The sequence below is a fragment of the Streptomyces sp. SAI-135 genome, from assembly GCF_029893805.1.
Classification (GTDB): domain Bacteria; phylum Actinomycetota; class Actinomycetes; order Streptomycetales; family Streptomycetaceae; genus Streptomyces.
The window spans coordinates 7,276,002-7,290,421 of the sequence record NZ_JARXYP010000002.1 but is presented as its reverse complement, the minus strand read 5'-3'; the positions used below and the strand labels follow the sequence as shown (position 1 = coordinate 7,290,421).

The window sequence follows — 14,420 nt, the reverse complement described above, 5'->3', positions numbered from 1 at the left end:
TCTGCGGCTCCGCCGCGGGGCGCGACCAGCCCCCACGCACTCACAGACAACTACGGCGCGGGGTGGACCACTTGCGCAGACCCCCCACCCCGCCGAACGGTCTCGGCAGCCGCAAGCCACTTCCCGCCCGGCAACCGCTGCACGCCAGTAGCCGCACCGATCTCGGGATTGAGCTTGAACGAGTGCCCGATGGCCTCCAGCTGAGACCGCTCCCCGCTGCTGTACAACGCCGGTTCCAGCTCGGTCTGGGCGGCGTTGCGCTGACTGGCCCGTGGCGCGGCGATCGCGTCCACCAGCGGCAGCCCCCGGTCGACGAACTCGGTCAGCACCTGGAGCACGGTCGTGATGATGGTCGCTCCGCCGGGGGAACCCAGCGCCACCACCGGCTTGTTGTGCTGGTCGAGCACGATCGTGGGCGAGATGGAGGACCGCGGCCGCTTGCCGGGCCCCGGCAGGTTCGGGTCGTGCACGGCCGGGTTCGCCGGCGCGAAGGAGAAGTCCGTCAGCTCGTTGTTGAGGATGAACCCGCGCCCGGGAACGGTGATCCCACTGCCACCGGTCTGCTCGATGGTCAGGGTGTAGGCGACGACGTTGCCCCACTTGTCGGCCGCCGTCAGATGCGTGGTGTTCTCGCCCTCGTACGTCGTCGGAGCCGCGGTGCCCCGGTCCACACAGGCCCCGGGGTGACGCGGGTCTCCCGGCGCCACCGGGCTCGTGAGCACCGAGTCGTCCTTGATCAGGCAGGCCCGCGAGTCGGCGAACCTCTGCGACAGCAGGCCCTTCGTCGGTACGTCCTCGAAGGCGGGGTCGCCGACCCAGCGCCCTCGGTCCGCGAACGCGATCCGGCTCGCCTCGATGAAGTGGTGCAGGTACTGGACCTCACTGGCCTTGGAAAGGTCGGTGTGCTCAAGGATGTTGAGGGCCTCACCGACCGTCGTGCCGCCGGAGGAGGAAGGCGCGATGGAGTAGACACCGAGGCCGCGGTAGGAGGTCTTCGTGGGCTTCTGGAGCTTGGCGCGGTAGGCGGCGAGGTCCTTCTCGGACAGCTCGCCCGGCCGCGCGTTCCAGCCCGAGGCCGGGTCCACCGGTGGGTGGTTCACGGTGTCGACGATGTCGTCGCCGAGGTCGCCGTGGTAGATCGCGCCGACGCCCTTGCGGCCCAACTCCCGGTAGGTGCGGGCGAGATCGGGGTTCTTGAAGGTGGAACCGACGACCGGGAGCTGCCCGCCGGGCAGGAACAGCTTCGCGGTGTCGGGGAAGTAGCGGAACCGCGTCTCGTTGGACGCGGTCTGCGAGCGGAAGGTGTCGTCGACGGTGAACCCGTCGCGGGCGATCCTCTCGGCCGGCTTCAGGACGCTGCCGAGCGATCTGCTGCCCCACTGGTCCAGTGCCGTGGCCCAGGTGGCCGGTGTGCCCGGGGTGCCGACGCTCAGCCCGCTGCTGACGGCGTCGGCGAAGGCGAGCGGCTTGCCGTTCTCCAGGAACAGGTCGGAGCCGGCGCTCAGCGGTGCCGTCTCGCGGCCGTCGATCGTGTGGACCGTACGGGACTTGGCGTCGTAGTAGACGAAGTAGCCGCCCCCGCCGATGCCGGAGGAGTACGGCTCGGTGACGCCGAGCGCGGCGGCGGTGGCGACGGCCGCGTCGACGGCGTTGCCGCCCTTCCTCAGCACCTCGATGCCGGCGGCGGAGGCGTCCGCGTCGACGCTGGCTACGGCGCCGCCGTAGCCGACGGCCACGGGTGATTTCCCGGGTGCCGAGGCGGTCTGCGGCGGTGCTGCCGCTCCCACCGACACCACGGCGGCCGAGACCGCCAGGACCGACAGTTTCCGTACGACAGGGCGACGCATCCGTACCTCCAGTCGAGGACCGTCCGCGCAGCGTAACCACATCGCCGGGGCCCCGACAGCCCTCATCGGGTCAGGCGTCATACGAATGCCACACTTCGAACACCGGTGCGTAGCAACGGTGTCGGCCCGCTAGCATGCGCGCACATGAATGACGACGTGCGCAACATCGTCCTGGGTGTGGTGACGGCGGGCATCAGCGCCGCGCTCGGCTGGCTCGCCCGGACCTACCTGTGGAAGCGGAAGCTCCGCCGCAAGCAGGCGTTCTTCGGGCTGCCGGACAACTCGGAATCGCTGCTGGTCGTGAACCGGGACGCGGGCAGCACCGATCTCGCGGTGCACCGCTACGACGTGTTCGCGCTGCTCGAACTCTCCGCCCTCATCAAGGACTGCGGCGCACACGCCGAGGTGATCACCCAGGACGCGGCCCGGCAGGGTTTCGGGGAGCGCACGGAGTTCTGCGTCGGCGGTCCCACGTCGAACCGGCGCATGATGGCGCACATCGCCGCGATGCTGCCCGGGGTGCTGGTGAAGGTCGACTCGTCGGAGCCCGGCCCGGTCCGTATGACGTACCAGATAGGCAGCGAGCGCTACCTTCTGGAGAAGGGGGTGGCCGAGTACGTCCTGCTCGCCCGCCTCACCGCCGGACAGCCCGGTCAGAGCCGGCCCGTCTTCCTGTTCTGCGGCCAGACGGCCATCACCAACCAGGCCGCGACCCGCTATCTGGCGCGCAACCACGAGCGGTTGTCCCGCAAGTACCGCGACAACTCCTTCGTCCTGCTGCTGAAGGTGGTCAACTCGCAGGCGTACGGCCCCGATGTCGCCGAACTGGTCGCGGACGTGACGCGCGCGGCCCAGACGCCGCTGCCGACGCCCGCGGCTCCACGGAACTCCCACCGTGCGTCCTGAATTGATTCACAGCACAACAATCGTTACTCCCACGTAACTTACCGACGGGTTACCTCCGGTAAAGCGTCGCGGTTACCGTCGGGTCACTTTGCAGTGACACGAGTAGGGAGTGACCCGTGGGACACCCTCGCAAGGCCCTGCGTACGACCACCGTGGGCGCCGTCTCCGCGACTCTGATCGCCGGAAGCGCCCTCGGTCTCGCCCCCACCGCCCAGGCGGCGGACGCCGTCCGTTTCGTAGACATCGTGGGGGACGGCGGAACCGTCCTCAAGGCGAACGTCATCACGCCCGCCGGAGCCGACGGCTCGCGGCGCTACCCGCTGCTCGTCCTGCCCACGAGCTGGGGCCTGCCCCAGGTCGAGTACCTCGCCCAGGCCCAGAAGCTGGCGAACTCCGGTTACGTCGTGGTCAGTTACAACGTCCGTGGGTTCTGGCAGTCGGGCGGGGAGATAGAAGTCGCGGGGCCTCCCGACACCGCCGACGCCTCCAAGGTCATCGACTGGGCCCTCGCCCACACCCCCGCGGACGACCGGCACATCGGCATGGCGGGCGTCTCGTACGGCGCCGGCATCAGCCTGCTCACCGCCGCGAAGGACAAGCGTGTCAGGGCCGTTGCCGCCCTCAGCGGCTGGGCCGACCTGATCGACTCGATCTACTCCGGCCGCACCCAGCACGTCCAGGCCGGCGCCCTGCTGGACGGGGCGAGCCTGGTCACCGGCCGCCAGAGCGCCGAGATCCGCCAGATCTTCGACAACTTCTACGCGTCGAACCTGTCGAAGGAACAGGAGATGATCGACTGGGGGAAGAAACGTTCGGTCGCCACATACGTGGACCAACTGAACAAGAACGGCGCCGCGGTCATGATGGCCAACGCCTGGGGCGACACGGTCTTCGCGCCCAACCAGTACGCGGACTTCTACGAGAAGCTGACCGGCCCGAAGAGACTGGAGTTCCGCCCCGGCGACCACGCCACCGCCGAGCTGACCGGGCTGTTCGGCCTGCCCAACGACGTGTGGACCGACACCGGGCGCTGGTTCGACCACTACCTCAAGGGTGCCGACAACGGCATCGACCGTGAGCGGCCGGTCCAGCTCAAGTCCCGTTCCACGGGCGGCTACGAGGGCTACCCCGACTGGAAGTCCGTGGGCGCGGCACAGAAGAAGATCGCCCTCTCGGGCACCACCACGATCCACACCAACGTCGACTCAGAGGCTGACGGCGGGATCGTCTTCCTGTCCAGCATCCTCGACCAGCTGGCCCAGGCTCCCCCGGTGGCCTCGATCCCCCTGCTCCCCCGCCGCTGGGCCGCCGTGTGGCAGTCGGAGAAGTACCCGAGCGCCCAACAGGTGCGCGGTACCGCGAAGTTGCACACCACCCTCACCCCCACCAAGGAGAGCGGCACCCTCGTCGCCTATCTGTACGACGTGGGGCCGCTCGGCCTCGGCAAGCTGGTCTCCCACGCGCCGTACACCTTCCACGGGCGGACGCCCGGCAAGCCGTTCGACGTCGACCTGGAGCTGTTCTCCACGGCCTACGACGTCCCGGCAGGGCACCGGCTGGCCCTGGTGGTGGACACGGTCGACCCGCTCTACATCGAGCACAACCCGTCCGGCGCTCAGCTGACCTTCTCCTCGCCGGCGAACGACCCGTCGTACGTGTCGATTCCGCTGCGCGAGCAGTGATCTCCGGCCGGCGCCGGGCGGGTAGGGCTCTGTGACTGCTGCCCCCTACGGCTGACGGGCCGTGGGGGGACCCCCACCCGGCAGCAGGGTCCCTGGCGGCTCGGTCGCCGTCACCTCGGGGGTGAGCGGACCATCGTAGTCGAGGCTCGGGGACATGGCCGTCGCCCCTCTCAGTGCTTGAGGATCTTGGAGAGGAAATCCCTGGCACGCTCGCTGTCCGGGTTGGTGAAGAAGTCGTCGGGGGCACGGTCCTCGACGATGCGGCCGTCGGCCATGAGCACCACGCGGTTGGCGGCCGAGCGGGCGAAACCCATCTCGTGGGTGACGACGACCATGGTCATGCCCTCACGGGCCAGTTGCTGCATGACCTCCAGCACCTCGTTGATCATCTCCGGGTCGAGGGCCGAGGTGGGCTCGTCGAACAAAAGGGCCTTGGGCTCCATGGCGAGGGCGCGGGCGATGGCCACGCGCTGCTGCTGACCGCCGGAGAGCTGGGCCGGGTACTTGTCGGCCTGGTCGGCGAGGCCCACCCGGTCGAGGAGTTGACGGGAACGCTGGTCGGCCTGGTCCTTCTTGCGTCCGCGGGCCTTGATCTGGCCCAGCGAGACGTTCTGCAGGACCGTCTTGTGGGCGAACAGGTTGAAGGACTGGAAGACCATGCCGACCTCGGCACGGAGCTTCGCGAGGGCCTTGCCCTCCTCGGGCAGCGGCTGCCCGTCGAGCGTGATGGAACCGGACTTGATGGTCTCCAGGCGGTTGATCGTCCTGCAGAGCGTGGACTTTCCCGACCCCGAAGGGCCGATGACCACGACCACCTCCCCCTTGCCGACGGTGAGGTTGATGTCCTGCAGGACATGCAGCTCCCCGTAGTACTTGTTGACGTCACGCAGTTCGATCAACGGATCGACGACGGCCATGCCCAGCCCTACTCACTCTCAGCTGTGTCGTGGTTGCCGCAACCTATCGAGGCAAGATCGCACATACGGGACGACACGCACCTTCCGGTCATAAGCCGTATTTACGCCGAGCTTACGGCCAGGGTTTCACTCCTCGGCGACCTCGGCGTAGAGCTGGGACAGCTCCGGCACCCCGCTGGCGGCCCACTCGTGTCCCGAGGCCACGACGTCGAACTCCCGGCCGGATTCCAGCCGGATCACGGGCTGGCCGTCCGAGCGCAGATCCCAGGCCGCCCCGGGTACGGTCCGCACGATGACCGTGCCCAGGTAGAGCCCGGCGTCGTTGCCGAGCCAGAGCAGGATCTCCTCGTCGTCCCGCCAGCCCGGCACCAACTGGTCCAGCGCCTCCAACGAGGCCGCCGTGTCATCGAGTCGGACACCCGAACGGGAGGCATGGGAGCGCAGGAGCTCGCACTCGGAGAGGAGTTCGGCGATGCCCTCGGGGTCGCGGGTCCCTGGTTTTTCACTCCAGCCGCCCAGAAAAGGGATCTTCATACGCCCAGCGTGTCACTCACCCGGCCGCGTGCACCACAGGCGCGCGGGCTGCGGTTTCCGGCCGACTTCACGCACGGCGCCTTGACGTGCCGCCGATGTCTCCTTGACGGCGCGATGCGGCTTTCGTCCCCCGTGAGCGGGAGGCGGGCCGGCCGGCGGTCCGCACCGGGGATCTAGGCGTCCAGGTCGACGACCACCGGCGCGTGGTCGGACGCGCCCTTGCCCTTGCGCTCCTCACGGTCGACGTAGGCGTCGGTGACGGCCTTCGCGAAGGGTTCGTTGCCGTAGACCAGGTCGATGCGCATGCCGCGGTTCTTGGGGAAGCACAGCTGGCGGTAGTCCCAGTACGTGAACGGGTGGTCGTACTTCAGGGGCCGCGGGACCACGTCCGACAGGCCCGCCTCGCGCAGGGCGGCGAGGGCGGCGCGCTCGGCCGGGGTGACGTGGGTGAGGCCCTCGAAGGCGGCCACGTCGTAGACGTCGTCGTCCGTCGGCGCCACGTTGTAGTCACCCAGGACCGCGAAGGGGCGGCTGCCGGCCGCGTCACCGGCGACCGCTGCCTTGAGGGCCTCGAACCACTGGAGCTTGTAGGCGTAGTGCGGGTGGTCGACCTCGCGGCCGTTGGGCACGTAGACCGACCAGACGCGGACCGGGCCGCAGGTCGCGGAGATGGCGCGGGGCTCCGGGGCGCCGTCGTATCCGGGGTCTCCGGGCAGGCCCTTGACGACGTCCTCGATGCCCACGCGGGAGATCACCGCCACGCCGTTCCACCGCCCGGTCGCGTTCACCGCTGCTTCGTAGCCCGCCTCGCGGAGCTGGTCGAACGGGAACTGCTCCTCGGCGACCTTGGCCTCCTGGAGGCACAGCACGTCGGTGCCGGTGCTCTCCAGCCAGGCCAGCAGCCTCGGGAGACGGGCGGTGATCGAGTTGACGTTCCAGGTCGCGATGCGCATGCCTCACAACCTACCGGGCGGCACTGACACTCAGAGCGCGGTGCTCTCCCCCGGCTTCAGCCGCAGGTGCTCCGCGCCGCCGAGGGCGCCGATCTGGTTGTCGTAGACCGGGCGGGCGAGGTCCGTGAGAAGGGCGTCGTGGATGTCGTAGGCGCGCTGCGGCTTGACCTCACGGACGTAGTCGATGACCTCGGAGATCTTGCTCCAGGGGGCCATGACGGGCAGCATCAGCGTCTCGACGGCGTGGTCGGGGACGGTGAGGGCGTCGCCGGGGTGGAAGACCGTGCCGCCGTCGATCAGGTAGCCGACATTGGTGATGCGCGGGATGTCCGGGTGGATCACGGCGTGCAGTTCGCCGTGGACCTGGACGTCGAACCCGGCGGCGGTGAAGGTGTCGCCGTGGCCGACGGTGTGCACCCGGCCCGGGAAGGCCGCCCCGATCTTCTCGGCGACCGACTTCAGCGTCCAGATCTCGGCGGCCGGGTTGGCGTCCAGGGCCGCCCGCAGCCGTTCCTCGCTGAAGTGGTCGGGGTGTTCGTGGGTCACGAGGATCGCGTCGGCGCCGAGGGCGGCGTGCTCCTCGCTGAACGCCCCCGGGTCGAGGACGAGCGTCCGTCCGTCCTTCTCCAGGCGGACGCAGGCGTGCGACATCTTGGTGAGCTTCATGGGGTCCATCCTGCCCCGCGTCCCGCACGGACGGGCAGCCCAGGCTGGTGCTCTCGCCACCCGCCTCGGACGATCACTCGCTGGGCGTGGTCTCCTCGCGGATGACCTGCTGGGCCACCTTGAACGCGCTGCTGGCCGCCGGGACACCGCAGTACACCGCGGCCTGGAGCAGCACTTCCTTGATCTCGGAGGGGGTGAGGCCGTTGCGCAGGGCGGCCCGGGTGTGGGCGGCGAGCTCGTCCAGGTGCCCGCCCGCGACCAGCGCGGTGAGGGTGGCGATGCTGCGGGACCGGCGGTCGAGTCCGGGCCGGTCCCAGATCTCGCCCCAGGCGTAGCGGGTCAGGAGTTCCTGGAAGTCGCCCGAGAAGTCGTCGGCCTGCCCCAGTACCCGGTCGACGTGCGCGTCGCCGAGCACCTCGCGGCGCACCTTGATGCCGGTGTCGTAGGGGTCGGCACGGCCCGTCGCCTGGGGGTCCGGGGCGGCCGGGGCGATCTCGGCGATCGGCACCGGGTGCGGCGGCGCTGACGTGAGGACCGGCGTGACGGGGGCCGTGGGGATCGCCGTCTGGCCGGTGCTGGAGTCGAAGGCGGGCTGCCAGGCGGTGGAGAAGTGTCTGACCAGGAGGTCGGTGACGGCGGCGGGCTGCTCGACCGGCACCAGATGGGAGGCGCCGGGCACGACGGCGAGCCGGGCGTCCGGGATGCCCGCGACCAGGGTGCGGGCCTCCGCGGGGCCGGTGACCTGGTCGTCGGAGCCGACGAGCACCAGCGTCGGCACCCCGACGCTCGCGAGGTCGGCCCGCACGTCGAACGCGGCGAGCGCCTCGCAGGCCGCGATGTAGCAGCCGGGATCGGTCGTGCGCACCATCTGCACGGCCCACTCGGTGATCGCGGGCTGGGCGGCGGCGAACCCGGAGGTGAACCAGCGGTCGGGCGAGGTACGGGCGATGGGGTCGAGCCCGTTCGTCCGTACGATCACGCCGCGCTGCCGGAACTCGTCGGCCGTGCCGAAGCGGGGCGAGGCGGCGATCAGCGCGAGCGAGGCGAGCCGCTCCGGGTGGCGCAGCGCCAGCTCCATGCCGACCGCGCCGCCGAGCGCGCAGCCCGTGTAGCCGAAGCGCTGCACCCCGAACCGGTCGAGCGTGGCGAGCAGCCGGTCGGCGAGGTCGCCGACGGAGCCAGCGGGGTAGGCGGGCGCGCCGCCGTGCCCCGGCAGGTCGAACCGGAAGACACGCCACTGCTTGACCAGTTCGGGGACCTGGCGGTCCCACATGTGCCACGTGGTCCCGAGCGACGGCCCCAGGATGAGGACGGGGGCGTCTTCCGGGCCGTCGAAGCGGTACTGGAGGGCGGGGGTCTGCGTCTCACTCACGGCCCCCACGCTAACCGTCTTTTCCGACGCTTCGGACCCTTGGCCCCCACTCCTCACACTCGGCTACCGAACATCACCGGCGAACTCTCACACGGCCTTCACCGGGGCGGCTCCGGTCGGGCCGGGTCTGTCGGGTCAGAGGCCGGTCGGTGCGCCGAGGCCCGTGAGGGCGCCGACCGGGTCCAGGTCAGGGGTGCCGCGCGGCCACCAGTCGTCGTGGCCCGGTTCGGACTCGTAGGCGTACCACAGGCCGTCGCGCCCCAGCCGGAGCTGGATGTGGCCGCGGGGGTGGGTGAGGTGGTTGCGCCAGGGGCGGAAGGCGGGAAGGTCGGCGGCGAGGAGCAGGGGGCGGGCGCGGTCGAAACGGCCGGCCGGTGGGTCCCAGGGTTCTTCGAGGACGGCGAGTCCTTCGAGGCCGCCCTGTCTCCAGGCGGCGACCGCGCGGGCCAGGTCGGCCGGGGTGCGGTCGGTGGCCGCGGCGAGGGACGCGTAGAGGGAGCGGGTGCCGGCGGTGAGGCCGGAGCCGGGGCGGGCGGCGGCCAGGCGGACCGCGTCCTGCCAGAGGGTGAGTTCGCCGACCGGGTCGCGGCCGGTGCCGAGCAGGGCGTGGGCGCGGGCCGCGGCGTCGGTGGCCAGCTGGTCCAGGGCGAAGGGATCGGGACCGCCCGGGGACGCGGGGTAGGCCGGAGGCTGCTCGGGGTGCGCGGGGAGGGGCAACGGCGCGGGGAGCGGCGGGAGTCGGCGCGGCGCGAGGGCCTCGGCCGCCCGTACGCCGGGCAGCGGCGCCGGCTCCTGTCCCTGGGCGGCCCGGGCCGCGCGCGCCGCGCTGAGGCGGGAGAGGGCGTCGAGGAGTTCGCGTTCGCCCCGGCCGCGCAGCAGGAGCAGGACGAAGGGGTCGGCGTCGAGCAGACGTGCCGTCTGGTAGCAGAGGGCCGCGGCGTGTTTGCAGGGGTGCCCGCGGTCGGGGCAGCTGCACTGCGGTTCGAGGTCCCCGGGGCCGGGGAGCAACGGCACTCCGCACTCGGCCAGCGCCTGGGGCATCTCCTTGTCGAGCAGTGCGGCGATGTGTCCGGTCCGGTCGGCGGCGAGGTCCAGGAAGCGGTCCCAGTCGGCGTCCCCGAGCGTCCGCAACCGCACCTGCACGCGGTACGGCCGGGCCCGGCTGCCCTGCACATAGGCGAGCACGAGCCCGGGTGTCACGGTGATCGCGTCCACGTGCCCCTGCTCGGCGTAACCACGGCCCCGCGCAAGCCGCTTGGCGTCGAGCGCGCCCTCCTCCAGCGCGGTGACCCAGGCATTGCCCCACCACGTGGCCGCGAACCGGGCGTCCTCGGAGGCGTGGGGAGGGAAGGCGGGGAAGGTGCGGCGCAGGTCGTTGTCCCGGGTGGGGGCGGCCATGGAGTGGGGGTGGCGGGGGGCCGCGGGGGTGTGCGGGGCGATGTCCTCGGGAGGGTGGGTCTCCTGGAGGGAACTTCCTTGCCGCGTGAGGCTGTTGTCCTCGCGCTCGACGCCGTGCTCCTCCCCTTCCCGGGTCATGTCGTCGGGCATGCGGAAGGCGTCGGCCAGCAACTCCCGTACGTCACGCGCCCGGACGGCGGCAGCTGGACCCGGTGTCCTGCTCCGGTCCCGGCCCCGCTCTCGGGACGCGCTCGGGGTGGCCCTGCGCGACCGGCGTGCGCGTGCGGCTTCGGCTTCTGCGGCCTCGGTGTCCGCCCGCCTCTTGCGGGCCGCCCGCAGCGCTTCGCGTGCCGCGTCCGCGGGGCGGGCGCCGGGACGCTCGGTGGGTGCGGTGTCGGAGGCGTCCACGTCCCGTCGTGTCGTCTCGGCGCGGCGATCCGGGTCCGGGTCCGGGTTCGGGTCCGGCTCCGTGGTGTCGGCCGCGGCAGTGGGGAGCGCGATCGAGTCGGGGCGGGCAGCGGCAACGTCCGGCTGGGCTGCGTGAGAACCGGACTGCACGGGACCGCCGGAGCCGGAGCCGGAGCCGGAGGCAGCGTCACCGGCGTCCGTCCGGGGCCGGTCCGTGGCACCGTCCGCGAGCGCGGCACGTCGCGCCGCGACAGCTTCCCGCAGGGCGGCACGAGCAACGTCCCCCGGCCGGGGCTCGGCCGCGGCGGGGTCGGACGCGGCGCCCTCGGACGCCCTGCCCGGCGTACTCGCCGCGCTCCACTGATGTCGCGCGCCCTCAGCGGACGCGCGGTCCTCTTCCGAGCCCGCATCCGGCGCCGTGGAGTCGCCTTCTTCGGGGCCCGCGAGGCGCCCCTCTTCCTGCGCCGCAGGGCTCCAGGCCTCCTCGGCCCCGTGACGCGCCGCGTCCTGCGCCGCCGGGGGATGCTTGCTCTCCCCCGCGGGGCCCTCAGCCAGGGAACGCTGCGCCTCGGTCACCGAGGAGTCCCCGGGCTGCGGTGCCGCCACGTCGCCGTCCCCCTCGGCCGCGAGGCTCCCCGCACTTCCTGTCGCGCTCCCTGTCCCGGCAGCACCGGTCTGCCCCGCCGGACCACCACCCGCCTCGCCCACCGTCGGAGCGTCGCTGTCCTCCCGCGCTCCCCCACCGCTCGGACCGTCGGTCGTCTCCCGTGCCGCCCGCTCCCGTGCCTCCCGCAGGGCTCGGCGGACCTCGTCGGCGGGGCCAGGGGTCATGACGGCCTCCGGAGCGAGACCAGGTCGGTCAGTTCGCGGTCGGTGAGTTCGGTGAGGGCGGACTCACCGGAACCGAGGATCGCGTCGGCGAGGGCACGCTTGGCTTCGAGCATCTCGGCGATGCGGTCCTCCACGGTGCCCTCGGTGATGAGGCGGTGGACCTGCACGGGCTGGGTCTGGCCGATGCGGTAGGCGCGGTCGGTGGCCTGTTCCTCGACGGCGGGGTTCCACCAGCGGTCGAAGTGAATCACGTGTCCCGCGCGGGTGAGGTTGAGGCCCGTGCCCGCCGCCTTGAGCGACAGGACCAGGACCGGGATTGCCCCGCTCTGGAAGCGGTCCACCATGCGCTCGCGCTCCGGCACCGGTGTCCCGCCGTGCAGCAGGTCCACCGGGACCGCGCGAGCGGCGAGGTGGGCGGTGATCAGGCGGGCCATCCCCACGTACTGGGTGAAGACGAGGGCCGAGCCGTCCTCCGCCAGCAGGGTGTCCAACAGCTCGTCCAGCAGCGCCAGTTTGCCGGAACGGGCGACCAGGCGCTCGCCGGCCGTCGGCGGGACCTCCTCCTTCAGGTACAGCGCGGGGTGGTCGCAGATCTGCTTCAGCGCGCCCAGCAGCTTCAGCACCAGGCCCCTGCGCGCGATGCCCTGTGCGGTCTCGATGGCCAGCAGCGACTCGCGCACCACCGCCTCGTACAGCGAGGCCTGTTCACGGGTGAGCGGGACCGGATGGTCGGTCTCCGTCTTCGGCGGCAGCTCGGGGACGATGCCCGGGTCGGACTTCTTGCGGCGCAGGAGGAAGGGCCGCACCAGCCTCGCCAGCCGGGTCACCGCCTCCTCGTCCTCGCCGTTCTCCACGGCGCGCGCGTGCCGGGCGCGGAAGGACTTCAGGGGGCCGAGCAGCCCGGGGGTGGTCCAGTCGAGCAGGGCCCACAGCTCCGAGAGGTTGTTCTCGACCGGGGTTCCCGTGAGGGCCACGCGCGCGGGCGACGGGATGGTGCGCAGGGCCTTGGCGGTGGCCGAGTACGGGTTCTTCACGTGCTGGGCCTCGTCCGCGACGACCATGCCCCAGCGCTGCTCGGCCAGCCGGGCCGCCGCCGCCCGCATGGTGCCGTACGTGGTGAGGACGAAACCGCCGTCGAGGTCGTCCAGGCTGCGGTCCGTGCCGTGGAAGCGGCGGACGGGGACGCCGGGCGCGAACCGGGTGATCTCCCGCTGCCAGTTGCCCAGGAGCGAGGCGGGACAGACGACGAGGGTCGGCTCGCGGCGCGCCCGGCGCAGGTGCAGGGCGATGACGGTGATGGTCTTGCCGAGTCCCATGTCGTCGGCGAGGCAGCCGCCGAGGCCGAGGGAGGTCATGAGGTCCAGCCAGGCCAGGCCGCGGAGCTGGTAGTCGCGCAGGGTGGCGTGCAGGCCCGGCGGCGGTTCGGCGGGGCGCACTCCGGCGGTCAGGCGGTCGCGCAGGGCGGCGAGCGCGCCGACGGGCACCGCCTCGACCGTCTCGCCGTCGACCTCCGCACTGCCGGTGAGGGCCACGGAGAGCGCGTCGACGGGGTCGAGCAGGCCCAGTTCGCGTTTGCGGGCCTTGCGGACGAGGGCGGGGTCGACCAGCACCCACTGGTCCCTGAGGCGTACGACGGGACGGTGGGCCTCGGCCAGCGCGTCCATCTCGGCCTCGCTGAGCGGGTCGCCGCCGAGCGCCAACTGCCAGCGGAACTGGAGCAGTTCCTCGCTCTCGAAGAACCCGGTGCCGTCGGTCGCCGAGCCCGGGGCGGGGCGTACGACCGCCGCCGCGGTGAGGTCCTGCGCGAGGTCGCGCGGCCAGTGCACCGCGACTCCGGCGGCCGCGAGCCGGGTCGCTGCCACGCCGAGCAGGTCGCCCAACTCCTCGTCGGACAGGGCCAGTACGTCGGGCACGTCCTGCTCGGAGAGCCGGTCCAGGGGCGGCCACACCCGTGCGGCGCGCCGCACGGCGAGGGCCGCGTCCACGCGGGCGCGTGGCCCGAAGACGGCGTCGGCGTCGCCCGACCACAGCGCCGCCGCGTCGGTCACCAGGGTCGGGTCGGCGAGGCTGTGCACCTGGACGATCGCGGCGCCCGCGCTGCGCACGCCCTCGGCGTCGGCGTTGAACAAGTCGTACGCCGACAGGTCGAGGCGGAGCGAGATCCGCACGCCCGCGTCCATGCCGGCGGCGACTTCGGCGGCCCAGTCCTGGGCGTGCGGCAGCCGCTGCGGTGCGCGGGCCGCGAAGGGCTTGCCGGAGGCGTAGGGGGCGGCGGGGGTGCGGGGCAGGGTGTCGGCGACCGCGTCGAGGAAGGAGCGCATCAGGGCTTCCGGATCCGGCAGCCGGAGCGGGCCGGGGCCGGGGAGCGGGACCGCGTGGCCCTCATGGGGCAGGGCGGCCGCGACCGCGCGGAGGTGGGCGATGTCGTCGGGGTCCAGGGGCCCGGCCCGCCAGGCGTCGTGACCGGTGGCGGTGAGTCCGGGCAGCAGGCGGCCGCGGGCGGTGAGCCGCAGCGCGTGCAGGGCGGCCGCGCCCCAGCAGGCGGTGGCGGGATGGGCGCCGGGATCGCGCCGGGCCCGGACGAGGAGGGGCAGGGCCGCAGCGACCGGGAGCGTGAGGGCGGGGGCGGTCCGGCGCCGGATTGCCGCTCCGTGGGGGCGCACGACAGTGAGCTCGGTGCGCTCGGGGGAGGTGGTGCCGGGGTTCTCGGCGGCCGGGAGGGGTGCGCCCTCGGGGTCCCAGAACGCGATCCTGCCCTCACGGGGCAGGGGTGCGGGCAGGAAGACGGCGGCGAGCCGGACGGCGACGGCCGCGTCCCACTGCTCGCTCCCGCGCTCGGCCACCATGGTGCTGTCGCCCATACGTCCTGTCACCTCCCGCCCGCGTGTCGGATCACTCGTCTTCGA

General features: G+C 72.3%; 10 protein-coding genes. 2 read left to right on the top strand and 8 right to left on the bottom strand.

Annotated elements, in window-relative coordinates:
* Positions 1-50: 50 nt before the first annotated feature.
* Complete coding sequence (ggt, locus tag M2163_RS37365) at positions 51-1,847, bottom strand: gamma-glutamyltransferase (protein WP_280896195.1); 1,797 nt, start codon at positions 1,845-1,847, stop codon at positions 51-53.
* Positions 1,848-1,991: 144 nt separating this feature from the next.
* On the opposite strand from ggt, the gene M2163_RS37360 reads away from it, so the two are divergent.
* Complete coding sequence (locus M2163_RS37360) at positions 1,992-2,753, top strand: hypothetical protein (RefSeq protein ID WP_280896194.1); 762 nt, start codon at positions 1,992-1,994, stop codon at positions 2,751-2,753.
* 116 nt (positions 2,754-2,869) lie between these two features.
* Positions 2,870-4,435: a CocE/NonD family hydrolase gene (locus tag M2163_RS37355; RefSeq protein WP_280896193.1), complete on the top strand. Its 1,566-nt coding sequence runs from the start codon at positions 2,870-2,872 to the stop codon at positions 4,433-4,435.
* A gap of 170 nt (positions 4,436-4,605) precedes the next feature.
* Here M2163_RS37355 and M2163_RS37350 read toward each other — a convergent pair whose 3' ends face one another.
* The 7 genes from M2163_RS37350 to M2163_RS37320 all read right to left on the bottom strand — a co-directional run bounded on the left by M2163_RS37350 (position 4,606) and on the right by M2163_RS37320 (position 14,375).
* On the bottom strand, positions 4,606-5,352 hold the full coding sequence (locus M2163_RS37350; protein WP_280896192.1) for an amino acid ABC transporter ATP-binding protein: 747 nt from the start codon (positions 5,350-5,352) through the stop codon (positions 4,606-4,608).
* A 126-nt stretch (positions 5,353-5,478) separates the two neighbouring features.
* Entirely contained in the window at positions 5,479-5,886 is a 408-nt protein-coding gene (locus tag M2163_RS37345) for a DUF6278 family protein (RefSeq protein WP_280848493.1), read from the bottom strand.
* Between the two features lie 173 nt (positions 5,887-6,059).
* Positions 6,060-6,839 carry an exodeoxyribonuclease III gene (locus M2163_RS37340; RefSeq protein ID WP_280848494.1) on the bottom strand — a complete coding sequence of 260 codons (780 nt, stop codon included), beginning with the start codon at positions 6,837-6,839 and terminating at the stop codon, positions 6,060-6,062.
* 30 nt (positions 6,840-6,869) lie between these two features.
* A complete protein-coding gene (locus M2163_RS37335) occupies positions 6,870-7,505 on the bottom strand; it encodes an MBL fold metallo-hydrolase (protein ID WP_280896191.1) in 636 nt (211 codons plus the stop codon).
* Positions 7,506-7,578: 73 nt separating this feature from the next.
* The gene (locus M2163_RS37330) at positions 7,579-8,877 is read right to left on the bottom strand and encodes an alpha/beta fold hydrolase (RefSeq protein ID WP_280896190.1); all 1,299 of its coding nucleotides are present in this window, start codon (positions 8,875-8,877) and stop codon (positions 7,579-7,581) included.
* Positions 8,878-9,012: 135 nt separating this feature from the next.
* Positions 9,013-10,947: an SWIM zinc finger family protein gene (locus M2163_RS37325; RefSeq protein ID WP_280897374.1), complete on the bottom strand. Its 1,935-nt coding sequence runs from the start codon at positions 10,945-10,947 to the stop codon at positions 9,013-9,015.
* A 563-nt stretch (positions 10,948-11,510) separates the two neighbouring features.
* Complete coding sequence (locus tag M2163_RS37320; protein ID WP_280896189.1) at positions 11,511-14,375, bottom strand: DEAD/DEAH box helicase; 2,865 nt, start codon at positions 14,373-14,375, stop codon at positions 11,511-11,513.
* Positions 14,376-14,420: the final 45 nt, after the last annotated feature.

What these genes read in the sequence shown, in the direction of transcription:
- ggt (WP_280896195.1), bottom strand. Translation starts at nt 1,847, where the DNA reads ATGCGTCGCCCTGTCGTACGGAAACTGTCGGTCCTGGCGGTCTCGGCC.
- M2163_RS37360 (WP_280896194.1), top strand. Translation starts at nt 1,992, where the DNA reads ATGAATGACGACGTGCGCAACATCGTCCTGGGTGTGGTGACGGCGGGC.
- M2163_RS37350 (WP_280896192.1), bottom strand. Translation starts at nt 5,352, where the DNA reads ATGGCCGTCGTCGATCCGTTGATCGAACTGCGTGACGTCAACAAGTAC.
- M2163_RS37345 (WP_280848493.1), bottom strand. Translation starts at nt 5,886, where the DNA reads ATGAAGATCCCTTTTCTGGGCGGCTGGAGTGAAAAACCAGGGACCCGC.
- M2163_RS37340 (WP_280848494.1), bottom strand. Translation starts at nt 6,839, where the DNA reads ATGCGCATCGCGACCTGGAACGTCAACTCGATCACCGCCCGTCTCCCG.
- M2163_RS37335 (WP_280896191.1), bottom strand. Translation starts at nt 7,505, where the DNA reads ATGAAGCTCACCAAGATGTCGCACGCCTGCGTCCGCCTGGAGAAGGAC.
- M2163_RS37320 (WP_280896189.1), bottom strand. Translation starts at nt 14,375, where the DNA reads ATGGGCGACAGCACCATGGTGGCCGAGCGCGGGAGCGAGCAGTGGGAC.